Origin of the sequence: Gilliamella sp. B2911, from assembly GCF_026536965.1 — a bacterium.
In the GTDB taxonomy this organism is placed as follows: domain Bacteria; phylum Pseudomonadota; class Gammaproteobacteria; order Enterobacterales; family Orbaceae; genus Gilliamella; species Gilliamella apicola_E.
The window spans coordinates 91,863-117,844 of the sequence record NZ_JAFNNA010000002.1; the positions used below are offsets into that span (position 1 = coordinate 91,863).

General features: G+C 36.2%; 15 protein-coding genes and 4 tRNA genes. 14 read left to right on the forward strand and 5 right to left on the reverse strand.

What is annotated here, in order from left to right:
• The first annotated feature begins 108 nt into the window (after positions 1-108).
• The 11 genes from adhE (at position 109) to fbpC (ending at position 10,761) form a co-directional block, all read left to right on the forward strand.
• Positions 109-2,820 carry a bifunctional acetaldehyde-CoA/alcohol dehydrogenase gene (gene adhE / locus J3U27_RS02450; protein WP_065735067.1) on the forward strand — a complete coding sequence of 904 codons (2,712 nt, stop codon included), beginning with the start codon at positions 109-111 and terminating at the stop codon, positions 2,818-2,820.
• A gap of 153 nt (positions 2,821-2,973) precedes the next feature.
• Positions 2,974-3,049, forward strand: a tRNA-Thr gene (locus J3U27_RS02455).
• Between the two features lie 32 nt (positions 3,050-3,081).
• Positions 3,082-3,166 (forward strand) — tRNA-Tyr (locus J3U27_RS02460).
• Positions 3,167-3,221: 55 nt separating this feature from the next.
• A tRNA-Gly gene (locus tag J3U27_RS02465) sits at positions 3,222-3,296 on the forward strand.
• Positions 3,297-3,299: 3 nt separating this feature from the next.
• Positions 3,300-3,375, forward strand: a tRNA-Thr gene (locus J3U27_RS02470).
• A gap of 182 nt (positions 3,376-3,557) precedes the next feature.
• Complete coding sequence (gene tuf, locus J3U27_RS02475) at positions 3,558-4,742, forward strand: elongation factor Tu (RefSeq protein WP_065733704.1); 1,185 nt, start codon at positions 3,558-3,560, stop codon at positions 4,740-4,742.
• Between the two features lie 194 nt (positions 4,743-4,936).
• Positions 4,937-5,278, forward strand: a complete 342-nt coding sequence (gene secE / locus J3U27_RS02480) for a preprotein translocase subunit SecE (protein WP_220225611.1) — start codon at positions 4,937-4,939, stop codon at positions 5,276-5,278.
• 1 nt (position 5,279) lies between these two features.
• Positions 5,280-5,825, forward strand: coding sequence for a transcription termination/antitermination protein NusG (nusG, locus tag J3U27_RS02485; protein WP_065563741.1), 546 nt, complete (start codon positions 5,280-5,282; stop codon positions 5,823-5,825).
• Between the two features lie 524 nt (positions 5,826-6,349).
• A complete protein-coding gene (locus J3U27_RS02490) occupies positions 6,350-7,351 on the forward strand; it encodes an ABC transporter substrate-binding protein (RefSeq protein WP_416379937.1) in 1,002 nt (333 codons plus the stop codon).
• A gap of 116 nt (positions 7,352-7,467) precedes the next feature.
• On the forward strand, positions 7,468-9,552 hold the full coding sequence (locus J3U27_RS02495; RefSeq protein WP_267338776.1) for an ABC transporter permease: 2,085 nt from the start codon (positions 7,468-7,470) through the stop codon (positions 9,550-9,552).
• Positions 9,553-9,714: 162 nt separating this feature from the next.
• Positions 9,715-10,761 (forward strand): ferric ABC transporter ATP-binding protein, encoded by a 1,047-nt coding sequence (fbpC, locus tag J3U27_RS02500; RefSeq protein ID WP_065735070.1) that lies wholly within the window; start codon positions 9,715-9,717, stop codon positions 10,759-10,761.
• 313 nt (positions 10,762-11,074) lie between these two features.
• Here the strand turns inward: fbpC and J3U27_RS02505 are convergent, their stop codons facing one another.
• Entirely contained in the window at positions 11,075-13,000 is a 1,926-nt protein-coding gene (locus J3U27_RS02505; protein ID WP_267330379.1) for an ABC transporter ATP-binding protein, read from the reverse strand.
• A 221-nt stretch (positions 13,001-13,221) separates the two neighbouring features.
• Positions 13,222-15,225 (reverse strand): OPT family oligopeptide transporter, encoded by a 2,004-nt coding sequence (locus J3U27_RS02510; protein WP_267376752.1) that lies wholly within the window; start codon positions 15,223-15,225, stop codon positions 13,222-13,224.
• Positions 15,226-15,445: 220 nt separating this feature from the next.
• Here J3U27_RS02510 and mazG point away from each other — a divergent pair, with 220 nt between their 5' ends.
• Together mazG and J3U27_RS02520 are read left to right on the forward strand one after the other, a co-directional pair.
• Positions 15,446-16,243 carry a nucleoside triphosphate pyrophosphohydrolase gene (gene mazG / locus J3U27_RS02515; RefSeq protein WP_065563738.1) on the forward strand — a complete coding sequence of 266 codons (798 nt, stop codon included), beginning with the start codon at positions 15,446-15,448 and terminating at the stop codon, positions 16,241-16,243.
• The gene (locus J3U27_RS02520; protein ID WP_267337150.1) at positions 16,236-16,676 is read left to right on the forward strand and encodes a hypothetical protein; all 441 of its coding nucleotides are present in this window, start codon (positions 16,236-16,238) and stop codon (positions 16,674-16,676) included. Before mazG ends, J3U27_RS02520 begins: the two co-directional genes overlap by 8 nt.
• A 234-nt stretch (positions 16,677-16,910) precedes the next feature.
• Here J3U27_RS02520 and J3U27_RS02525 read toward each other — a convergent pair whose 3' ends face one another.
• Both J3U27_RS02525 and gltB read right to left on the reverse strand, forming a co-directional pair.
• Positions 16,911-18,323, reverse strand: a complete 1,413-nt coding sequence (locus J3U27_RS02525) for an FAD-dependent oxidoreductase (protein ID WP_267376754.1) — start codon at positions 18,321-18,323, stop codon at positions 16,911-16,913.
• 14 nt (positions 18,324-18,337) lie between these two features.
• Positions 18,338-22,795 (reverse strand): glutamate synthase large subunit, encoded by a 4,458-nt coding sequence (gltB, locus tag J3U27_RS02530; protein ID WP_267330383.1) that lies wholly within the window; start codon positions 22,793-22,795, stop codon positions 18,338-18,340.
• Between the two features lie 390 nt (positions 22,796-23,185).
• Here gltB and J3U27_RS02535 point away from each other — a divergent pair, with 390 nt between their 5' ends.
• Positions 23,186-24,367 carry an NAD(P)/FAD-dependent oxidoreductase gene (locus J3U27_RS02535; RefSeq protein ID WP_267376757.1) on the forward strand — a complete coding sequence of 394 codons (1,182 nt, stop codon included), beginning with the start codon at positions 23,186-23,188 and terminating at the stop codon, positions 24,365-24,367.
• Here J3U27_RS02535 and J3U27_RS02540 read toward each other — a convergent pair.
• On the reverse strand, positions 24,364-25,788 hold the full coding sequence (locus tag J3U27_RS02540; RefSeq protein ID WP_416380529.1) for a sigma-54 interaction domain-containing protein: 1,425 nt from the start codon (positions 25,786-25,788) through the stop codon (positions 24,364-24,366). The two genes, J3U27_RS02535 and J3U27_RS02540, sit on opposite strands and share 4 nt — an antisense overlap.
• Positions 25,789-25,982 lie beyond the last annotated feature (194 nt).

Below are 25,982 nucleotides of genomic sequence, written 5' to 3' on the forward strand. Positions count from 1 at the left end.
TAAAAAACTGATTTACGATATTCCACAATTTCGTTTTGCTATTACAAATATGTTCAAGGAAGACGCCAAACGATCCCAGTTTATTTTTTAATTTTCAAGGAGAAATCTATGGCAGTAACCAATATGAATGAGTTAAATGAGTTAATGACTCGAGTGAAAAAAGCTCAAGAAACTTATTCTACTTATACTCAAGAGCAAGTTGATAAAATCTTCGTAGCAGCAGCAACAGCTGCAGCCGCAGCTCGAATCCCTCTTGCACAGCAAGCTGTTGCTGAATCAGGAATGGGAATTGTTGAAGATAAAGTTATCAAAAACCTATTTGCTGCTGAGTATATTCTTAATAAATATCGCAATGATAAGACTTGTGGTGTTATCGCTGAGAATGAACCATATGGGACCATTACTTTAGCTGAACCGTTAGGGATTATTTGTGGTATCGTTCCAACAACAAACCCAACATCAACTGCAATCTTTAAATCATTAATTAGCTTAAAAACTCGTAATGCTATCGTATTTTCACCTCATCCACGCGCTAAAAAATCTACCATTGAAGCAGCTAGAATTGTGCTAGATGCTGCAATTAAAGCTGGTGCTCCAAAAGATATTATTGGTTGGATTGATGAACCATCTATCGAATTATCTAATGCATTAATGCATCATGATAGTGTGTCAGCTATCTTAGCTACTGGTGGTCCAGGTATGGTTAAGGCAGCTTATAGTTCTGGTAAACCAGCATTAGGTGTTGGAGCAGGTAATACTCCTGTAATTATTGATGAAACAGCTGACTTAAAACGTGCTGTTGCATCAGTATTGATGTCTAAAACATTCGACAACGGTATGATTTGTGCCTCAGAACAAGCTATTGTGGTTGTTGATTCTGTTTATGACGAAGTTCGTAGTTTATTAAAACAATATGGCGCTTATATTTTAAATGCTAAGGAAACCAAAGCTGTTCAAGGTATTATCTTAAATGATAAAGGTGCTTTAAATGCTAATATCGTTGGTCAACCAGCGACTAAAATTGCTGAATTAGCTGGATTTAAAGCCCCGGCAGGTGCAAAAGTGCTTGTTGGTGAAGTGAGTAAAGTTGACTTATCAGAACCATTTGCTCATGAAAAACTTTCTCCAACTTTAGCTATGTTTAAAGCTAAAGACTTCAATGAAGCAGTAGATAAAGCTGAGAAATTAGTTGAAATGGGCGGTATGGGTCATACTTCTGTTCTTTATACTGACCAAGATAGCAATCGTGATCGTGTTGCTTATTTCGGTAGTAAAATGAAAACATGTCGTATTTTAATTAATCAACCAGCTGCTCACGGTGGTATTGGTGATTTATATAACTTTGATTTGGCGCCATCTTTAACACTAGGATGTGGTTCTTGGGGTGGTAACTCGGTCTCAGAAAATGTCGGTCCGAAACACTTAATCAACAAGAAAACAATCGCTAAGAGAGCAGAAAACATGTTATGGCACAAATTACCAAGTTCTATCTATTTTAAACGTGGCTCACTTCCAGTTGCTTTAAATGAAGTAATTGAACAAGGTGCCAAACGCGTATTTTTAGTAACCGATAAATTCTTATTTAACAATGGTTACTCAAAACAAATTACCGATCAACTTGAAGAGCGTGGTGTAATTTGTGAAACTTTCTTTGATGTTGAAGCAGACCCAACATTAAGTGTTGTTCGTAAAGGTACTGACTCAATGATAGCATTCCAACCGGATACTGTTATTGCTTTAGGTGGTGGTTCTCCAATGGATGCCGCAAAAATTATGTGGGTACTTTATGAACATCCAGAAACAAAATTTGATGAATTAGCATTGCGCTTTATGGATATCCGTAAACGTACTTGTCATTTCCCTAATATGGGTAAAAAAGCCAAATTAATTTGTGTGACAACTACTTCTGGTACAGGTTCTGAAGTTACACCGTTTGCGGTAGTAACAGATGATGCAACTGGCCAAAAATATCCATTAGCTGATTATGCAATTACACCAAATATGGCAATTGTTGATGCTAACTTAGTAATGAATATGCCTAAATCACTTTGTGCTGCAGGTGGTTATGATGCGGTAACTCATGCCTTAGAAGCTTATGTGTCAATTATGGCAAGCGAGTTCTCTGATGGACAAGCATTACAAGCATTGAGCATATTGAAAGCATATCTACCTACAAGCTATAAAGAAGGGGCTAAAAACCCAGTTGCTCGTGAAAAAGTGCATAGTGCTGCAACGTTAGCTGGTGTTGCATTTGCTCAAGCATTTTTAGGTGTTTGTCACTCTATGGCTCATAAAATTGGTGCTGCATTCCATATCCCTCATGGTGTGGCAAATGCAATGCTGATTAGTAATGTTGTTCGCTTCAATGCAACAGATAAACCAACTAAACAAGGTACATTTAGCCAATATGGTTACCCTCAAGCCGTTAGACGTTATGCTGAAATTGCTGACCACTTAGGCTTAACTGCTGCATCAGACAAAGACGAGAAGAAAGTTGAGAAATTAATTGGTTGGTTAGATCAATTAAGAAAAGATCTTGAAATTCCATTCTCTATTAAAGAGTTTGGTATTGATGAAAAAGCTTTCTTAGCTCAAGTTGACCAACTTGCAGTTGATGCATTTGATGATCAATGTACAGGTGCTAACCCTCGTTATCCTTTAATTGCAGAATTGAAACAAATTCTACTTGATACTTATTACGGTCGTGCATATCAAGATAAAGGTGATATCAGCGAAGATGTAGCAGTACATACAGCAGCTAAAGGTGTTGCTTCAACTAAGAAAAAAGCAACGACTAAAAAAGCAACAAAAAAGAAATAATTTAACACATTATTTTTGATTAAATAAAAACCTGAAATAGTCTATATTTCAGGTTTTTTTTATATTTTTGATTTTTTTTTAAGCAAACAATAAAAAAAATGTTTTTTTTGCTTGCAAGGTTAAATGTTCTAGTCCATAATGCGCAGCACTTAGGCCGGCTTAGCTCAGTAGGTAGAGCAACTGACTTGTAATCAGTAGGTCGCCAGTTCGATTCCGGCAGCCGGCACCATTTTCCTAAGTAAACAGTTTATAATGATTCGGGGTGGGGTTCCCGAGCGGCCAAAGGGAGCAGACTGTAAATCTGCCGTGTCACACTTCGAAGGTTCGAATCCTTCCCCCACCACCATTATCTAACATTAGCAATTGCTAATTGAAGCATTTAGGTAGCCGAGTTTGAACATGCGGGCATCGTATAATGGCTATTACCTCAGCCTTCCAAGCTGATGATGCGGGTTCGATTCCCGCTGCCCGCTCCAATTGCTGATATAGCTCAGTTGGTAGAGCGCACCCTTGGTAAGGGTGAGGTCGGCAGTTCAAATCTGCCTATCAGCACCATTCTTGTTACTTTCCTAAACTTCTAAAAAAATTATATTTGATAGCTTTAAAGCTTGTCACTAGATGGCTTTATCTGTTATTATGCAAAGCTAATTTTAAATTAGTATTATGTTAAAACTAAATATGATACTTGGTTAATGTGGTGATTCACCACCGATTTGTATTACATTGAGGGACTATAAATGTCTAAAGAAAAATTTGAACGTACAAAACCCCACGTTAACGTTGGTACAATCGGCCACGTTGACCATGGTAAAACAACTTTAACAGCAGCTATTACTTCTGTACTTTCTAAAAAATACGGCGGTCAAGCTCGCGCATTCGATCAAATCGATAATGCACCAGAAGAAAAAGCACGTGGTATCACCATCAACACTTCACACGTTGAATACGATACACCAACTCGTCACTACGCACACGTAGACTGCCCAGGCCATGCTGACTATGTTAAAAACATGATCACTGGTGCGGCACAAATGGACGGTGCTATTTTAGTAGTAGCAGCAACTGATGGTCCTATGCCACAAACTCGTGAGCACATCCTTTTAGGTCGTCAAGTAGGTGTTCCTTACATCATCGTATTCTTAAATAAATGCGATATGGTTGATGATGAAGAATTATTAGAATTAGTTGAAATGGAAGTACGTGAACTTCTATCTCAATACGATTTCCCAGGTGATGACACTCCAGTAATTCGTGGTTCAGCGTTAAAAGCGTTAGAAGGCGATGCAGCATGGGAAGAAAAAATTGTTGAATTAGCTGAAGCTTTAGATAGCTATATTCCGGAACCAGAGCGTGATATCGATAAACCATTCCTACTTCCAATTGAAGACGTGTTCTCAATTTCAGGACGTGGTACAGTGGTAACAGGTCGTGTAGAACGTGGTGTGATCAAAGTTGGTGAAGAAGTTGAAATCGTTGGTATCAAACCAACAACAAAAACAACTTGTACTGGCGTTGAAATGTTCCGTAAATTACTAGACGAAGGTCGTGCTGGTGAGAACGTAGGTGTATTACTACGTGGTACAAAACGTGAAGAAATCGAACGTGGTCAAGTATTAGCAAAACCAGGTTCAATCACACCACATACAGATTTTGAATCAGAAGTATATATCCTAAGCAAAGATGAAGGTGGTCGTCATACTCCATTCTTCAAAGGCTACCGTCCACAGTTCTACTTCCGTACAACTGACGTAACTGGTACTATTGAATTACCAGAAGGCGTAGAAATGGTAATGCCAGGTGATAACATCAAAATGACAGTATCATTAATTCACCCAATCGCAATGGCAGACGGCTTACGTTTCGCTATCCGTGAAGGTGGTCGTACTGTTGGTGCTGGTGTTGTTGCTAAGGTTATTAAATAATTAAAGCAAGCACTATTTAGAAAGGGTGTCGTTTGATGCCCTTTCTTATCTAGTCTGTTTAGCAAAATGTTTTTATTAAAAAGAGCATTTTGGAAAATGGATAATATTATAAATAACATAATTATAGGTTCTATATGCTAGTAAGTAACGAGAGTCAAGATACAAGCACAGTTCTAGACAAGTTTAAATGGGTTTTGGTTCTAGTATTAATTGCGTTAATTGTTTGGGGAAATTCTTATTTCTCTGCGCCTAATGATATATATCAACCAAATACAGTTGTTCGAATTATTGCGGTTGTTGTCATTTCGCTTTTAACCTTATTTATTGCATTTACAACCAATAAAGGAAAATCATTTATAACATTTCTGCAAGAATCACGAAAAGAGTTAAGAAAAGTTGTATGGCCAACTCGTAAAGAAACAGTACAAACAACTTTATTAATAGCTGTTATTACAATTATTGTTGGTACAGCTCTTTGGGGTATGGATTCTTTATTCCGTTCAGTCATCTTTTATTTAACATTAATAGGGCGTTAATATGAGTGAAACACAACAAAAACGCTGGTATGTGATCCAAGCTTATTCTGGCTATGAAGCACGTGTTGCACAATCATTACGTGAATATATTAAATTACATAATATGGAAGATTCTTTTGGTGAAGTTTTAGTACCAACCGAAGAAGTTGTCGAAATGAAAAGCGGTCAACGCCGTAAAAGTGAACGTAAATTTTTCCCAGGTTATGTTTTAGTTGAAATGATGATGAACGATGCAACTTGGCATCTAGTTAAAAGTGTTCCAAGAACTTTAGGATTCATCGGTGGAACATCAGATCGACCAGCACCAATCAGCCAGCGTGAAGTTGACGCTATCATGAATCGTTTACAACAAGTTGGTGATAAACCACGTCCTAAAACCCTATTTGAACCAGGTGAACTTGTTCGAGTTAATGAAGGACCGTTTGCAGACTTTAATGGTGTAGTTGAAGAAGTTGATTATGAAAAAAGTCGCCTAAAAGTATCGGTATCCATTTTTGGTCGTTCAACACCGGTTGAACTTGATTTTAGCCAAGTAGAAAAGAGCTAATTTATCTGAATATTTTTAATTCAATGAAAAGAAAAATCACAGAAATTATTCTGTGATTTTTTTTAACCTGCCTTATAAAATAACAACTATTATTCTTTATTCACTACTTAAACGTAATGACGTAGATAGCCTTGTTTTGATATCAACGTCAACGTTCTATTCTTTCGATAAAAAGTACGATATAAAATGTTGGTGAATTTTTTTCATCACCGACAAATTGGATACTTTTTTTATATTTTTTTCTTCAAAAGTTCAATCCTATCACTACATACCTCATTAAGTATCTCTCCTAACAAGTATTTTGATAGTTCATAATGATGTACTTAACTTTAAGTCTTAAACAACATTCTTATTAAATAGTTGTAAATATTATAAATTGTCTAAAAAATTAGATCGTTATCACAGTATCAATTATGCATTTTATGTAACATATAAAAATTATAGTTTTTTATTCAATGAAAAAGAAAATATTAATTATCTAAGGGAAGGAATTAACTATGCAAAAAAAAATATTAACATTATTGATGTTGATGGGAATTGCTGTTGGAAGTGCATCGGTTGCTAATGCCAAAGGTCGATTGGTTATTTATTGTAGTGGTACAAACGCGTTATGTGAGGAAGAAGCGAAGGCTTTTGGCGAAAAATATAATGTTAAAACATCACTTATTCGTAATGGTAGTGGTAGTACATTGGCAAAAATTGAAGCAGAAAAAGAAAATCCGCAATCAGATATTTGGTATGGTGGAACACTAGATCCACATTCTCAAGCCGGTGAAATGGGATTATTGTATGCATATCAATCACCAAATTTAGAGCAAATCATACCAGAATTCCGTGATCCAGCTAAAATAAAAGGGAATTATTCTTCAGCCGTTTATATTGGTATTTTAGGATTTGGTGTAAATACTAACAGAGCAAAACAGCTAGGTGTTGAAGTACCAAAATGTTGGGCTGATCTGATTAAACCTGAATTTCGAGGTGAAATCCAAATTGCTGATCCACAAAGTTCTGGCACCGCTTATACAGCACTAGCGACTTTTACTCAATTATGGGGTGAAGATAAAGCCTTTGATTATCTTAAAGCGCTTAATCGTAATATTTCTCAATATACTAAATCTGGAGTAGCTCCGGCACGTAATGCTGCAAGAGGAGAAACTATGATTGGTATCGGTTTTTTACATGACTATTCATTAGAAAAGGAAAACGGAGCGCCATTAGATTTAATTTCACCTTGTGAAGGCACTGGTTATGAGATCGGAGGTATAAGTATTATTAAAGGAGCACGTAATTTAGATAATGCTAAGTTATTTGTTGATTGGGTATTATCTAAGCAAGCACAAGAAATTGCTTGGCAAAAAGCCAAATCCTATCAGATTCCAACTAATATAACAGCAGAGTCCTCACCACTAGCACTAAAATTAAATGATCTTAACCTAATTAAGTATGATTTTGATAAATATGGTGATTCCAAAATGCGAACTTATTTAATTAACAAATGGGTTAATGACGTCAAAATGGAAAAATAACATTATTTTTCTGGAATATTACCTACTACTAGCTGTGTATATCAGCTAGTAATTACTAATTACTTCTTTTTGTGTAGATAATAAAATTTTTGCACTATGTTAGTTGTGGTGAATTTATGTCATATAGTATTTCTAGTCAATTAAAACAGCAAATGTGTAAGTGTGATCCAGTTTTTTTCTGGTTAGCTTTTATTGTTATTTCTTTTATTTTATTTCCATCCTATGGATTAGATTATGGATTGTTTGAATCAACTACTGATGAATTATTAGAATCATATGGTTGGTCAAATATTGGTATTAGTATTGTATGGTTTGTATTACCATTAGTTTTATTAGTAAGACCTATTAAGCCTCTTGATCGTTCTGCGCTACCTCGTCATTATTTTGATGCTGTTTATGCATTATTTTGTATGGTATTTACCGTAACAAGTTCATGGTTTTTTAATCACAGCATGGGCTATGCGACAATATTTTTGTTTATTGGCTTAGGGATGATAATGACTCATGCATTTGCTCGCCTTGAGTGGATGGGTGGGGATTGCTTTGTTATTGGATCAATGATAACAATTATCGTATTGATATTAATATTTATTTTATACCCAACTATTACTATCTTTATGCCAATGTTTACTGACGGAGAGAAGTTTGTACCATTCCAATTCATCGATATTTTGTCAAAATCTTATATTATTCGGGTGATTTTTAACTCTATTTTATTAGGTATTGCTGTTGGAATTAGTGCAACATTTTTTGGTTTAATCTGTGCGCTGTATACTGCTAGAATCGCTAAGCGTTCGGTGGTTATAGGTCGAATTTTTTCTCTATTACCAATTGTTACCCCTCCTTTTGTCGTTGGGCTTGGTGTTACGCTGATGATGGGGCGATCTGGTTATGTTACTGAATTTGCTGCTAATTATTTAGGTTTATCTGATACTAACTGGTTGTATGGTTTTACTGGTATCTGGCTTGCACAGGTATTAGCTTTTGCTCCAATGTCATTTATGATTTTAGACGGTGCTATCAAAACAGTTCATCCTTCATTGGAAGAAGCTTCTTATACACTAAGAGCAACACCCTATAAGACATTTTTTTCTATTTTTCTGCCATTAATAAAACCAGCATTAGCCAATTCATTTTTAATTGTTTTTGTACAATCACTTGCCGATTTTAGTAACCCTTTAGTTTTAGGTGGTAATTTTGATGTGCTTGCTACACAGATCTATTTTTATATTACTGGGGCACAGTTAGATTATCCTTCAGCAAGTACCCTTGGTAGTGTGTTATTACTATTTTCTTTAGCAATATTTTGTGTACAGTATCTTTGGATTGGTAAAAGATCTTACGTTACCGTTTCAGGAAAATTTTCTCGTGGTGATGTTCAGCCATTACCAATTAGTTTGAAATGGATCATTGTGGGATTATTTGCATTTTGGACACTATTTAATGGATTGCTTTATGGAAGTATCTTCTATGGTAGCTTTACGGTTAATTGGGGCGTTGATTACACCCTAACATTGGCAAATTTCATTAATCTATTTGGACAAGGATTTAGCGATGGCGCATGGCCATCTTTATTAGATACCTTATTATTTGCAGGTATTGCTGCGCCAATCACAGCCTTTTTGGGTTTATTAATCGCTTATGTTGTTGTTAGACAACATTTTAAAGGTAAAAAGATTATTGAGTTTACTACAATGCTTTGCTTTGCTGTGCCAGGAACAGTTGCTGGAGTATCTTATATTTTAGCTTTTAATACCGCCCCTTTTTATCTAACAGGTACCGCTGCTATAGTGATTATCTCGATGATTATGCGTAATGTACCGGTTGGTATTCGGGCTGGAATAGCTGGGCTAGGGCAATTAGATAAATCTCTAGATGAAGCTTCATTAAGCTTAAAGGCTGGATCATTTAGAACTATATTTTATATTTTAATTCCGCTTTTACGCCCAGCGATTTTATCAGCTTTAGTTTATAGCTTTGTGCGAGCTATTACTACGGTGAGCGCAATTGTGTTCTTGGTTACACCCGATACACGTGTTGCAACTGCCTATATTTTAAATAGAGTTGAAGATGGTGAATACGGTATTGCCATTGCCTACGGCTCAATATTAATTGTAGTTATGCTGTCAATTATTTTGTTGTTTGATTATTTAGTTGGTGAATCAAGAACTTCTCGTTCAACTGCTAAAAATACCCAATAGTTTGTCTCAGAAGGACTATAGGTTTAATTGAACGTAAGTAGCTTTTGGTTATGCTTGAATCTTAGGATTGTTTAATTATATAAATAGAATCTATAAGGTTAATAAATTTTTTGAATTAAATTAAAAGTTTAATCTTAAAAAACTTTTGTGTAGGAATGAATTATGTCGAATGAGAATTATGTTGAACTAAGAAATATTACTAAACGATTTGGTAAAAACACGGTGATTGAAAATTTCAATTTATCTGTTGCTAAAGGTGAAATGATTACCTTACTAGGCCCTTCAGGCTGTGGAAAAACCACAATTTTGCGTCAACTTGCAGGACTTGAAAAGCCTAGTGAAGGGCAAATATTTATTGATGGTGAAGATGTAACTAATTTATCTATTCAGCAACGAGATATTTGTATGGTGTTTCAATCTTATGCACTTTTTCCACATATGTCGATAGGTGAAAACATTGGTTATGGATTGAAAATGATTGGTGTACCTAAAGAGGAGCGTAAAAAAAGGGTTGAAGAAGCATTAGAATTAGTTGATCTAGCCGGATTTGCCGATCGTTTTGTCGACCAAATTTCGGGTGGACAACAACAACGTGTTGCTTTAGCCCGTGCGTTGATACTTAAGCCTAAAGTTTTATTATTTGATGAACCATTAAGTAACTTGGATGCCAATTTACGTCGCAGTATGCGAGAGAAAATACGAGAACTACAGCAACGTTTTAATATTACTTCATTTTATGTCACTCATGATCAGAGCGAAGCTTTTGCTGTATCGGATAGGGTACTGGTTATGAAAAAGGGGATCATTATGCAAGTTGATTCACCACAACGTTTATATCGCAGACCCGCTTCAAGGTTCATGGCTAATTTTATGGGGGACGCTAATATTTTCCCTGCGCATTATGACAATGGTTATATTTCAATTTTTGGTTATAAGCTCGATTGCCAAGATCAAATCAAACCTAAATCAACACAATGCGTTGTTGGTGTTAGGCCAGAGGCTATTGAATTGATGGAAAACCGCGCTGAAGATTGCCAAAAATGTCGTGTCGAAAATGTAGCATACATGGGGGCTCAGTATGAAATTTCAGTTAACTGGCATGATCAAATTTTACTTTTACAAGTTAATTCTATTTTATTAAAACCTAAAGTAGGCGATGAATTTTATCTAAAAATTCATCCAGAAGGAATGTTTGTGTTAGATGAGTAAATTACCTATACAGATTTAATAAATCATTTTTAGTGATACAATCTGGTTTGCTTAACTGTTTTTATCATTTTTTACTAAAGTATAATACCTCCTCTTCTAAGGAGGTATTTTTGTTGTCATTTAAATCGTTTGTTCTTTAATCAGATAACTCTTAGTAAACAGTGACCAAGAAAGGATATATTGGTGGTGCGAAGCCTATATTGGAATATCCAAAATTAGCCATTAAAGGGAAAATAACTAGCGGCAATGATTAATATTAAAGATTATTCTGAGTGCACTTCAAATTAACAACAATAAAATTTAAGAAGCCGTTTCACTGCTCACAATTAAGATCTTCTAATTGTTGTTGTAAATCCAGCCAATTCATTTCTACTTGTTCCTGCTGGTTTTTTAGTTGACTCTGTTTTAATAATAATTCAGTTAATTCTGATTTTTTATCATTTTCATAAATAATCGGATCTGATAATTGCAATTCAATGTCTTTAAGAGCGGTACTCAATTGTTCAAGTTTTTGCTCTTCTTTTTGCAACAATTTTTTAATTGGCTGCATTTGCGCTCTTAATTCCGCTTCACGGCGTTTTTGTTCTTTTCGTTCTTGCGAAGAAATATTTTGGACACTATCTTTTTTAGCTGTATCTTGATCTGGTTCAGGCTGATTTTCCGCTTTCTGCTCGTCGGCAAGCCATTTTTGATAATCATCGAGATCACCATTAAATGGTTCAACTTTGTGATCGTGAACTAAATAAAACTCATCAGTTGTTGAACGTAGTAAGTGGCGATCATGCGATACAACAACTAACGCGCCTTCGAAATCAATAAGCGCTTCAGTTAATGCTTGGCGCATATCTAAATCTAAATGGTTAGTTGGCTCATCAAGTAACAGTAGGTTTGGCTTTTGCCAAACAATTAATGCTAAAACTAATCGAGCTTTTTCACCACCTGAAAATGTTTTTACAGGTTCATTGACTTTATCGCCATGAAAATCAAAACCACCTAAGTAATTACGCAATTCTTGTTCTGTTATTTTAGGATCAGAAAGCTTGGTTAAATGCCAAAGTGAGGATTCTTCACCACGCAAATACTCTAACTGATGCTGAGCGAAATAGCCTAATTGAACACCTTTGGCTAAATTAATATGACCTTCTTTAGGTTGTAATTCTCCCGCTAATAATTTAATTAAAGTCGATTTACCAGCTCCGTTCCGTCCTAATAAACCAATTCTCGAACCGGGAACAAGATTTAATTTAATTTTTTCAAGGACGATTTTATCTCCATAACCAGCAACCACTTTATCCATCATCAATAATGGACTTGGTAAAAATTCAGAAGGTTTAAAATTGAAATGGAAAGGATTATCCACATGTGCCGGTGCAATAAGCTCCATTTTTTCTAACATTTTAATTCGGCTTTGAGCCTGTTTTGCTTTGGTTGCTTTTGCTCTAAAGCGATCAATATAGCTTTGCAGATGGGCGACTTTTTGTTGCTGACTTTCGTATAATGATTGTTGTTGTGCCAATTTAGTTATACGTTGGTTTTCGAATGAAGAATAGTTTCCGGTATATTCAAATAAACTTTTTTGTTCAATATGAATAATTTTATTAACAAGTGGATCTAAAAAGTCTCGGTCATGAGAGATTAAAATAAGCGTTCCCTGATAATTACTCAACCATTTTTCAAGCCAAATCACTGCATCTAAGTCAAGGTGGTTAGTTGGTTCGTCAAGCAGCAGTAAATCAGAACGGCACATTAACGCTTGCGCCAAATTTAGTCTCATCCGCCAACCACCGGAGTAGGATTTAACCGGTAAATTGAGTTGTTCGTTAGAAAATCCTAAACCATGTAATAGTGTTGCGGCTCTTGCCCGTATTGTCCAAGCATCAATGGTATCGAGTTGTTCGTGAATGATCGCAATTTGCTCACCATTATTTTCTTGATTAGCAATCGTTAGTTTTTGTTCTAATTGGCGATATTCTCGATCCCCATCAATAGCGTATTCAATAGCTGGAACATCTAAAGCAGGTGTTTCTTGATTAACCCAAGCAAGCTGCCATTGTGTAGGTATTGATACACTTCCAGCATCAGAGTGAATTTCGCCTTTAATTAATGAAAAAAGGGTGGATTTACCACAACCATTTTTACCTACTAATCCAACTTTTTGTTTAGGATTAATTGTTGCTGAAGCGTTATCTAAAAGCAGATTAACACCACGACGAATTTGGATAGAATCAAAAACAATCATAATATTGCCATCTATTACTCTAAAAAAAAGCTATGCTAACAAAAAAAGAACTTTATGCAATACGTTTTACTGGTGATTTATCCGCATTGCATTTGAATCGAATATTTATGATTGATACGGTAAACAATGCGGAAAATGATAAAATAAGATTATTTATTAATATGTTGAATAAAAATCATATTTAATAATTAATGTAATAATTGCCTAAATATTAATATCACTTAAATTTTACTTTTTATCGCCGACAAAGCTCTGCGAATAAAAAGCCAACAGATAAGGATAAATACAAATAATCCTAGGTATTGTGGTAAATTTCCTAAGTTTTTAAATATTGCCAATGGGGCATCACTTCCTCCATTAGTAATACTTATCACAATTACTACCGCTAATATAACGCCAATTAAACTTTCACCAACAATTAAGCCTGATGCAATTAAAGCTGCTTTGCTATCAACTTTTTTAAATTGTATTTCTGGATCAGTATTATTTTTCTTTGCGTTAGCATAAGTATAACGTTTTATAATCCAAGATAGTAATGTGCCAACAAAAATCGGTGTAGTGACACTTGGTGGTAAATAAATGCCTAATCCGACAGCAAGAGCTGGTAATCTAAATTTTGAGTTATTTTTAGCAAAAATTAAATCAGTGATGATAATTATTCCCCCTAATACTAGGCCAATAAAAATCATTGTCCAATCAAGTTTATGCGAAAAAATACCTTGTGCAATAGTTGTCATTAAAGATGCTTGAGGAGCAGCTAAAACTTGAGAAAGATCCATATCACTGCGAGGAACAGCACCTGTAAATCCGTAAGCGTGATATAAGGTTTCTAGAATAGGAGCTATAACTAAAGCACCCACAAAGCAACCAATTAATAAAGCAACTTGTTGCTTCCATGGTGTTGCATTGACTAGATAGCCTGTTTTTAAATCTTGCAAATTATCATTTGATATACATGCTATTGCTAAAACAGTACTTGTCGTAAATAATGCTAATGCTGTTGCAAAATTCGATCCTTCAATCGTTGATAACATGCCATTAATTTCACCTAGTCCTAATAAAATAAGTGAAACAGCAATAACTGCAACTATTGCAATACCAGACATAGGACTTGCTGATGATCCGACTAAACCAGCCATATATCCACAAGCTGCAGCAACTAAAAAACCCATAATAAAAGAAAACAATACCGCACATGCAACTAATGACCAAGCTATGCCTGTAGATAAGCCACTATCAGCTATAAATGAATAAAAAGTCACGACTAAAATGACTAACATCATCCCCATAATAGAAAAAATCCATTTAGGGGATAGATCGCGTTCTGTTGTGTCTTTTATTGGCACATCTGAACGTAGAGTTTTAAAAGAAATTTTCACTCCTTCAATAACTGGTTTTATTAAAGAGAGCAAAGTCCAAACAGCTGAAATAGCAATCGTTCCTGCACCAATAAAACGGATATCGTTGTCCCAAATTTGCATGGCAACTTGAGATAAAGGTAAACTTGAATCATAACCGTTGATAACTGTTAAAATCGGTATGCCAAATACCCAAGCAATAATAGTCCCAAGTAGTATTGCAATACCTGAAATAATACCAATTAGATAGCCAGCACTTAATAACGCTAAAGAAAACCCTAAGGGTATTTGAAATATTGCTTTGCCTGCTGTGAACCAATAAGCTGTATTTCCAGATAGCAGTTTAAATCCATTAGTAAATAAACTGACTAAAGAAGCAATTACGCCACCGAATAAAATATCTTTTAATCCACCATTAGCGTCATTTCCTTCTGCCTTTGACCCAGCCTTTAATATTTCGGCAGCAGCAACACCCTCAGGGTAAGGTAAATCGCTTTTTACTACCATGACATGTCGAAGCGGTATAGAAAATAACACACCTAACATACCACCAGCCAAACATACAGCAAAGGTTAACCAAAATGGGAAATCATGCCAGTATCCCATCATTAATAAGCCCGGAATAACAAAAATGATTGAAGATAATGTCCCTGCAGCAGAAGCTTGCGTTTGAACCATATTATTTTCTAAAATGGTTGAATTAGGGAAAAACCGCAAAATCGCCATAGAAATTACAGCTGCAGGAATTGCAGATGAAAAAGTTAAACCGACCTTTAAGCCCAGATAAACATTTGATGCAGTAAAAATCATTGTTATCAGTGCACCAAGAATAATACCTCTAAATGTAAGTTCTCGTAGTTTATTCATATTTTTAGTGTTTTTTAAGTTGAAATTAAATGTATTATATACTTAATTGTGTATTTTGAGTGTAAATCTGTGTGATTTTGTTGTTTTTAAATTTTTATTCATTGTTTTTAAATGGAAATATTTTTATTAAATTTTGGATGCTTACTATTTAGTTATTAAAACATTACTATTTTGTTTTGATACAATGTTATTTAACAATTACTACTTTGTGAGAAATATCGTGAACCAATTAGAACGTTTACAAGCTATTACTAAACAATTACGTAATCCAATTAAAGGTTGCGAATGGGACAGTAAGCAAACTTTTGAATCATTAAAATCATATACTCTAGAAGAAACTTATGAAGTCTTAGATGCCATAGAAAAAAAAGATATGGCTGAACTTAAAAATGAACTGGGTGATCTACTGTTTCAGATTGTTTTTTATGCTGACTTAGCAAATGAACAAGGTTTATTTAATTTTGATGATATCTGCCTCTCTGTTGCTGATAAGCTGATTAGTCGTCATCCCCATGTCTTTTCAAATGATACTACTGTTAAGCCAAATTGGGAACAACTTAAGCAACAAGAACGTGATAAACGAGCACAATATTCACTATTAGATGATATTCCCACCGCCATTCCAGCATTAATGAAAGCTGAAAAAATACAAAAACGCTGTGCATCAGTTGGATTTGATTGGGTAGAGTTAAAACCTGTTATTGATAAAGTTAAAGAAGAGCTTAGCGAAGTGGAAGAGGAATTGAATAAAACCGCACAAGATCAATCCAAAATTGAAGAAGAGCTTGGCGACTTATTTTTTGCCACCGTTAACTTAGCCAGACATTTAAAAGTTAAATCTGAGTTATGTTTACAAAATGCCAATAACAAGTTTATAAGGCGTTTTAAGCAGGTAGAATTATTACTTAAACAAAAAAATCACAATTTAATTGACGCAACACTTGAAGAAATGGAAGATGCATGGCAAATTGTCAAACAATCTGAACAATTATCTAGCGAAGTAAATCAAAATGACTGAACAAAAAAATGAATTATATCAAGAAATCGAAGCATGGGCACAAAATGCCATTTTACATAGCCCAACGTGGAGTATTAACCAGCTCGATTATTCCGAAAAAAGTATTGCTGTTGTTGAAATTATTATTGGTGAATTAGCTGAGAAAAATTTTAGTATCCCTGAAGAACAGCTTAATATGATTGCTCAAGAGTATGGTTGTTACTTATTACTGACAGCCCAAAAATTATACGGCGGTGAGTTTTATTGGAATGAAGAACTTGAACAACCGATGTTAATTTGTTGTGAACCACAAGCAGCTATCGTGTTATTAACTTGGAATAAAGTCAAAGGGCGCCTTTTAGGGGATGAAGCTGATCATCTAGCCTTTTTCTTAGAAGGGTTTGCTGAGGCGACTAAAAATCCTGAAAATGGTTCTCAGATTGTCTATTTATAACCAAATAATACAATAACTAAAGGTTATTAGCTGATACAATTTCATGGTATCAGCTAATAGTCATTAATGCCAATTATCAAAGTGAATATGCATTGGCGATTTCAACCCGATAAATGACGATATTTAGGTTGTAATCAATAAACGTTATGGTTTAGGCAGATCAATAAATATTAAGTAATAAGCCTTACTCCCACTCAGTAGGGAATGGAAATAAGGTTTACTTAGTTAATCACTTTATACTTCTAAGTAATCTAAAATCCCTTCTGCCCCTTTGCGACCTTCGTTAATGGCAGTTACCACTAAATCCGATCCTCTTACCGCATCACCACCAGCAAAGATTTTTGGATGGCTGGTTTGGTAACCTTTGCTTTGTGGTGCGATTATGCGCCCTCTATCATCAAAATCAACACCATGTTCGGCTAACCACGGCATAGAATGAGGTTTAAAGCCAAATGCCATTACAACTGCATCTGCCGGAAGTACAAATTCCGATCCTTGAATTATCACCGGAGAACGACGTCCTTTTGCATCAGGTTCGCCAAGCTCCGTTCTTACCATTTTTACACCAGTAACATGACCGGCATCATTGATTTCGATGCTCAGAGGTTGTACATTGAATTGGAATTGTGCGCCTTCTTCTTTAGCATTTTTAACCTCGCGTTTAGAACCCGGCATATTAGCTTCATCCCGGCGATAGGCGCAAGTCACTTCAGTTGCACCTTGACGTATAGACGTTCGAACGCAATCCATTGCTGTATCACCACCACCTAATACCACGACGCGTTTATTTTTCATATCGACATAAGGCGCATCATCAGTTTGTTGGTGTTGCATAATATGTTTGGTATTAGCAATTAAAAATGGTAGGGCATCATAAACACCATCGGCATCTTCATTTTCTAGGCCTGCACGCATTGATTGATAAGTACCAGTACCAACAAAAACTGCATCAAATTCATTGATGAGATCGGCTAATTGTACAGTTTTACCCACTTCAGTATTAAGGCGAAACTCAATTCCCATTTCGGTAAAGACATGTCTGCGGTGAATTAAGACTTCTTTATCTAATTTGAAAGCAGGAATACCAAAAGTTAATAGGCCACCAATTTCCGGATGACGATCAAAAACAACTGGTGTAACACCATTACGTACTAAGACATCAGCGCAAGCTAACCCAGCAGGGCCTGCACCAATAATTGCGACTCTTAGTCCAGTTTTTTCCACGTTAGATAGATTTGGTTTCCATCCCATTTTAAAGGCTTCATCAGTAATATAACGTTCAATACTGCCAATCGTTACGGCTCCAAATTCAGCATTTAAAGTACAGGAACCTTCACAAAGACGATCTTGCGGACAAACTCGACCGCACACCTCTGGTAGGCTATTGGTTTGGTGAGATAGCTCAACCGCCTCTAAAATCTTTCCTTCATTAATTAATTTTAACCAATTAGGAATATAGTTATGTACTGGACAGCGCCATTCACAATAAGGATTACCACAAGCCAGACAACGATCTGCTTGTGCTTGAGATTGCGAGGCTGAAAAGCCTTCATAAATTTCAACAAACTCAATTTTACGGACGTTTAGCGATTTTTTAGGCGGATCAACACGTTGTAAATCGATAAACTGATAAACATTTTGACTCATATCGTGTTTTCTCCTTACTGTGCTTGCACACGTAGCTCTGCTGAAGAGCGACTACGGTGACCTAATAACGCTTTAACATCACTAGATTTTGGTTTAACTAAAACAAATTGTTTCGCAAAATCTTCCCAATTAGCTAATATCTCTTCTGCCCAAGATGAGTGAGTAAGCTGTGCGTGTTCCATGATTAAACCACGTAAATGTTCTTCATGAATCGAGTAGTCAGCAACATTTAACATTTCAACCAACTCTTTATTAATACGCTTATGCAAATCACCATCGGTATCTAAAATATAAGCAAAACCACCAGTCATACCAGCACCGAAGTTTACGCCAGTTTTTCCTAAAACACAGACAATTCCGCCCGTCATATATTCGCAGCCATTATCACCAATGCCTTCAACCACACTTATGGCTCCAGAGTTACGCACAGCAAAACGCTCACCCGCTCGACCAGCAGCAAATAATTTACCGCCAGTTGCGCCATATAAACAGGTATTACCAGCAATGGTTGCTTCATGGCTCAAAAATGCAGAGCCTTGTGGTGGACGAATGACAATGCGACCACCCGCCATGCCTTTACCAACATAGTCATTAGCATCCCCTGTAAGGGTTAAATCCACACCACCAGCATTCCAAACGCCAAAACTTTGACCTGCAGTACCATTGAAGTTCAATGAAATAGGGGAGGTAACCAAGCCTTGATCGCCATATTTTTTAGCAATATAACCGGATAAAGTGGTACCAACAGAGCGATCTGTATTTTGAATGTCAAAGTAGAAACTTTTAGTTTGACGATTATCAACCGCATCTTGTGCTTGAGTTATGATCTCTTTATTAAGCACACCTTTATCAAATGGTTTGTTATCTTCAATACAGTGAACTGGTTTGCCTTCAATAGGGGATGCTGTTTTAAGTAAACTTGATAAATCCAGTTTTTGCTGTTTTGCAGTAATACCATCTAGTTCAATAAGCAGATCAGTACGACCGATTAAATCAACAATTTGTCTAACACCAAGTTCAGCCATAACTTCTCGAGTATTACGCGCAAGAAAACGGAAGTAGTTCATCGCTTTTTCTGGCAATCCATGATAATGTTCGCTACGTAATTTTTCGTCTTGAGTGGCTACGCCGGTTGCACAGTTATTTAGGTGACAAATACGGAGGTATTTACAACCCAATGCAACCATTGGCCCAGTACCAAAACCAAAACTTTCAGCGCCTAAAATTGCAGCTTTTACAATATCTGCCCCGGTTTTTAACCCACCATCAACTTGCAAACGTATTTTATGACGTAACCCGTTAGCAACTAATGATTGCTGGGTTTCAACCAAGCCAAGCTCCCAAGGGGAACCCGCATATTTAACTGATGTTAATGGGCTGGCACCAGTACCACCGTCATAACCTGAAATGGTGATTAAATCTGCATATGCTTTAGCAACCCCTGTTGCGATAGTGCCTACTCCTGGTTCAGAGACTAATTTAACCGAAATCATTGCAGTTGGATTAATCTGTTTCAAGTCAAAAATCAATTGAGCTAAATCTTCAATTGAATAAATATCGTGGTGTGGTGGAGGTGAAATTAATGTCACTCCCGGCACAGAAAAACGTAATTTTGCAATATAAGGGGTGACTTTATCACCAGGTAATTGTCCTCCCTCACCTGGTTTTGCGCCTTGGGCTACTTTGATTTGAATAACATCGGCACTCATTAAGTAGCCTGGTGTAACACCAAATCGACCAGAAGCCACTTGTTTGATACGTGATACTTTTATCGTGTTGTAACGAGCGGGATCTTCTCCACCCTCACCAGAATTAGAAAAACCACCTAATGTATTCATTGCTTCAGCTAATGATTCATGCGCCTCTGGGCTTAAGGCACCGATTGACATGGCAGCGGAGTCAAAGCGTTTAAACAATGATGATTCTGGTTCAACTTCATCAAGCGAAATAGCCGCGTTTTCAGGAGGATTTAGTTTTAATAAATCTCGTAGAGTTGCTGGTGGTCGATTATTTACAATATCCGCATAACGTTGATAATCTTCATAATTACCTTCATTAACTGCTTTTTGTAGTGATTGCACCACATCTGGATTATAAGCGTGGTATTCACCACCATAAACAAATTTGAGTAATCCACCTTGTTCTAATGGTTTACGTCGTAACCATGCTTTTTTAGATAAATTAAACTGATCTTGAGCAAAGTCCTCAAAATTGGCACCACTGATACGGCTAGTTACACCTTGGAAGCATAGCTCAACGACTTCTTCATGGAGACCAACTGCTTCAAATAGTTTAGAGCAACGGTAAGAGGCGACTGTTGAAATCCCCATTTTTGACATAATCTTATATAAGCCTTTATTAATACCATTACGGTAATTAATAATCGCTTCACGGTAAGATTTATTCATCGTACCATTATCGACCATTTGCGCTAAAGTTTCATAAGCTAAGTATGGATAGATTGCAGTTGCGCCAAACCCTAGCAAGACTGCAAACTGATGCGGATCTCGACAGCTTGCGGTTTCAACAATGATATTGGCATCACAGCGTAGATTTTTTTCAACTAGACGTTGTTGCACTGCGCCAACAGCCATTGGGGCTGGAATAGGTAAGCGATCTGGCGCTATATTTTTATCAGATAGGATTAGTAGTACAGTTCCTTCACGTACTTTTGCTTCGGCATCACCACATAATTGTTCAATTGCATCACGTAAGCTACCATCAATTTCATAAGTGATGTCAAGCGTTTCAGATTTGTAGTAGCGTGATTCTAAGGTCGTTAATTGTTTAAAATCCGAATGAACTAATACCGGGTATTTAAAAGCAACTCGATGAGCTTGACCTTCAGCTTCAGCAAACACATTCATTTCACGACCAATGCTCGTTGATAGTGACATCACGTGTGCTTCACGCAATGGGTCGATAGGTGGATTAGTTACCTGAGCAAATTTTTGTCGGAAATAATCATAAATTAAGCGAGGACGACTTGATAATACCGCAAATGGCGTATCATCGCCCATAGAGCCTGTTGCTTCTTGACCATTTTCACCTAAAACTCGAATACACTGGTCAAGTTCTTCACTGCTATAACCAAATTGTTTTTGGTACGTCGCTAGTAAAGTATCGTCATAATCACGAGAGCCGATATCATCATCAGGAAGATCTTCAAATGGAATCAGCCGTTTTACATTCTTAGCCATCCATTCTTTGTACGGATGACGTTTTTGTAAATCGTTATCCGTTTCTGACGATTGTAAAATGCGACCTTCTTCAGTATCAATCACTAGTAATTCACCGGGGCCAACACGTCCTTTGGTCACTACTTCATCTGGTTGATAATCCCAAATACCAATTTCGGATGCACAAGTAATTAGTTTGTCAGTGGTAATCACATAACGTGCAGGGCGAAGGCCATTACGATCTAAGTTACAAGCGGCATAACGTCCATCGGACATAACGATACCTGCAGGGCCGTCCCACGGTTCCATATGCATAGAGTTGAAATCAAAAAAAGCACGGAGATCTTCATTCATATCCGGATTGTTTTGCCATGCAGGAGGCACAAGTAAACGCATAGCACGAACAATATCCATACCGCCTACTAAAAATAATTCAAGCATATTATCTAGCGAGCTTGAATCCGAGCCTGTAACATTAACAAACGGCGCGGCATCTTGTAAATCGGGTATAAGTGGCGTTTTGAATTTGTAAGATCGCGCTTTAGCCCATTGCCGATTACCCTCGATAGTATTAATTTCACCATTGTGGGCTAAATGTCTAAATGGTTGAGCAAGTGGCCAACGTGGTACGGTATTGGTTGAAAAACGCTGATGGAATAAACAAATTGCTGTTTCCATACGAATATCAGCCAAATCTAAATAGAATCTAGGTAAATCTTTAGGCATACATAAGCCTTTATAGATATTGACCTGATTTGAAAAACTACATACGTAAAACGTATCATCTTGCACACGTTTTTCTATGCGGCGTCGTACCATATATAAACGACGCTCTAAATCAATTTTTGTCCATCCAGCAGGGGCATTAACAAAAACTTGTTCGATTCTTGGCAGTGATGACAGGGCAATTTCACCCAGAACGCTTTTATCAATTGGTACTTCACGCCAACCTAAAATAGATAGAGTTTCTTCGGCTAGCTCTTCTTCTACAATATCACGGCTTGCTTGGGCTTCGGCTTCATCTTGGCTTAAAAATAGCATGCCTACAGCATAGTTTGTTGCCAAACGCCATCCGGCATCTTCTGCGACAACTCTAAAAAATCGATCTGGTTTTTGCATTAAAAGCCCGCAGCCATCGCCCGTTTTACCATCGGATAAAATGGCACCACGGTGTTGCATTCTAGCAAGTCCGTGGATTGCAGTACGCACCACTTTGTGACTTGGTTGCCCTTCTATATGAGCGATTAAACCAAATCCGCAGTTATCTTTCTCATGATGCTGGTTATATAACATATCATTGCCTCTAATTCATCGTTATTATTTTTTGAGAAGATATAGGCATTAATCCCATAATAGGTGTGAAGGTAATTAAAAATAGGTTTTTGGTCAAATAAATATTACTTATAAGTCAATCTTTTAATAACTCAGTCTATATTTATTAATGAAGCTAATATCTCATATTAACTATTTGTTTATACTATAATTAAAATTTAATAGAGACAAAAGTTTCAGAAATTGGTTTTTTTCTCATAATAATAATTAATATTTGATTAAAAAAAAGTTGAGGAACGGGGTTTTTGAGCATCAAAATTGGCGATTTTTACACATTTTTTCAAGAATGAGTGAGTTAGAATCGCTACTCTTATATAATAGATAATCTTTATTATGGGTAATAGGTCTTATATGCAAAATAAAATTACAATTATTGGTGCGGGTGCTGCTGGGCTTTTTTGTGCCGGATTATTAGGACAAAAAGGTTATGATGTAACTGTTATTGATAATGGTAAAAAATTAGGACGCAAAATTTTAATGTCTGGTGGTGGTAAATGTAATTTTACCAACCTTAACGTAGAATCAACCCATTATATTTCAGAAAATCGTCATTTTTGTAAGTCTGCATTAAAGCGCTTTACTCAATGGGATTTTATTCAACTGGTTAATCAATACAATATTGCCTATCATGAAAAAGATCATGGACAGTTATTTTGTGATAATTCAGCGCAAGATATTGTTGATATGCTTGCCCAAGAGTGCCAAAAGGGGCAAGTTAAATTCATGTTAAACACTCAGCTTGAAGATGTTGAGGCTGAGCAGCAAGGATTTAAATTATCGACTTCACAAGGTTTTGTTCATACTGATAAATTAATTGTAGCAACTGGTGGGCAATCTATGCCAGCACTAGGTATGACCGCTATCGGATATAAAATTGCCGAAAAATTTTCGATTCCTGTTGTGCCCGTAAAAGCAGGGTTGGTGCCATTTACCTTACATAAACCTTTGCTAGAAGTATTATCCACTTTGTCGGGCATTGCCGTGCCGGTTGAAGTATCTAATGAACGAATATCTTTTAAAGAGAATTTGCTGTTTACTCATCGAGGATTATCTGGACCAGCGATTTTACAAATCTCTAGTTATTGGCAAGCAGGTGAAGCCATTACCATTAATTTGTTACCAGACGTAAGCTTTGAAGGTGATTTTCAACGCTTGTTAGAAAATAATCGCAATCAAAGCATTAAAAATTGTTTGGCGCAAATATTACCGAAGCGGTTAATTGAAGCTTTGATGCAATTAAATTTGATAGTCGATTTAACCGTTAAGCAATTAACGCCTACTCAGCAGCAAGTGCTTTACCAAACATTAACTAGGTGGATGGTTACACCGAATGGAACGGAAGGCTATCGTACAGCTGAGGTAACTTTGGGTGGTGTGAGCTGTGATGCTTTATCGTCAAAGACGATGGAGGCGAAAAATCACCTCAATCTCTATTTTATTGGTGAAGTTGTTGATGTAGCTGGTTGGCTAGGTGGTTATAATTTCCAATGGGCTTGGAGCAGTGCATTTGCTTGCGCGCAATCCTTTGATTAATTATCAATTACCCCCATATGTATATCATATTTCTTAACTTTATATTGTAATGTGGTTCGCGAAACATCGAGTAATTTTGCCGCTGTAATAATTTTCCCATTGGCCTGATTTAATGCATCAATAATAAGTTGCTTTTCATAATTTTCGACTTGTTCGGTAAGATTACCAGTTATTTCGCTGGTAGTCGTTTTTTCAAGCTTGGCTTCATCTTGTGGATAAGGGCTATGAAGGTCAAATAATTCTTCATCCAGAATAATCTGCTGCAATTCTCCTGGCTCATTTTGTAAAACCATACTTCGGACAATAGCGTTTTCTAGCATTCGCACATTACCCGGCCAAGGCGCTGACATAAGTTGCTGTAATGCATGTTCACTAATACCAGTAATCAAAACACTTACATCAGTTTTATGTTTATCAATAAAGTATCTTGCCAATACAGGAATATCTTCTTGTCTTTCGCGTAGTGCTGGCAGTTTAATTAATCCGACATTTAATCGATAAAATAGATCACTACGCATTTTGCCGGTTTTTAATAAATCAGCCGGTGATTCATTCATAGCTGCAACAATTCGAACATCAGCATGTTGCTCTTTATTCCCGCCTAGTGGCCAATAGGTTTTTTCTTGTAAGAATCGTAACAGTTTGCTTTGCATTTCAAGTGGCATCGCGTTAAGTTCATCAAGAAATAACGTACCACCATTAGCAAGTTCAAGATAACCTTGGCGATTTTCAGCTCCAGTAAACGCTCCTTTGACAGTCCCGAATAAAGTACTTTCAATCAATGTTGTAGGCAAAGCGCTACAGTTAAGTGAAATAAACGCTTTATCACGGCGTTGGCTAGTTTGGTGAATTAATCTAGCAAATAGCTCTTTCCCTGTGCCGGTTTCGCCAACAATCAATACTGGCACATCATTACTACCTAAAATATTAGTTTGGTCTATCACCTGCTGCATTTTTTTTGAAGCAAAAACGATTTCTGGTAATGGCTGTTCTTTATTTTGATATAATTTTCTATTAAGACTGAATACCTGATCTTGCAGTTGCCTAACATTAGATAAATTACGACCAATTTCAACCGCGCCAATAATTTCTTTTTTGTGATTATAAAGAGGAACCGTTGTATGTTGATAATCAACTAATTTGCCCACATGATTATAATAGGTTTGATAGGTATCTTGATATTCTTTACCCTGTAAAGCTTGTAGCATAGTACTATCTTCTTTTTTCAAATTAGGGTAAACTTTAAGCATTGGTTTACCTATGGCTTGTTCCATTGGGTAGCCATCAAGTTCTGCACTTTCCTGATTGTAGTAAATATATTTACCTTCTTTGTCAATAATAGCCATAGGCTGATGTATTAGATCAAAAAAATGTTTAAATATTTCCAATGCTTGTAATAATTCAGGATCAATTATCATGATACTAAAACCTTTTGAAAGTTGGATTCTTACTAAGTATAGCGAGCGTTAATTTAAATATCTTTCAATTATTACTAAAAAAAGTGACAAATTTTTGTCATAAAAACATATTTTTTACTAAATGACTAATATTAAATTTGTAATTATTCTGTTAAACAATTGATTGTTTGTGTTTTTTTAAGTTGGCACGTTGATTG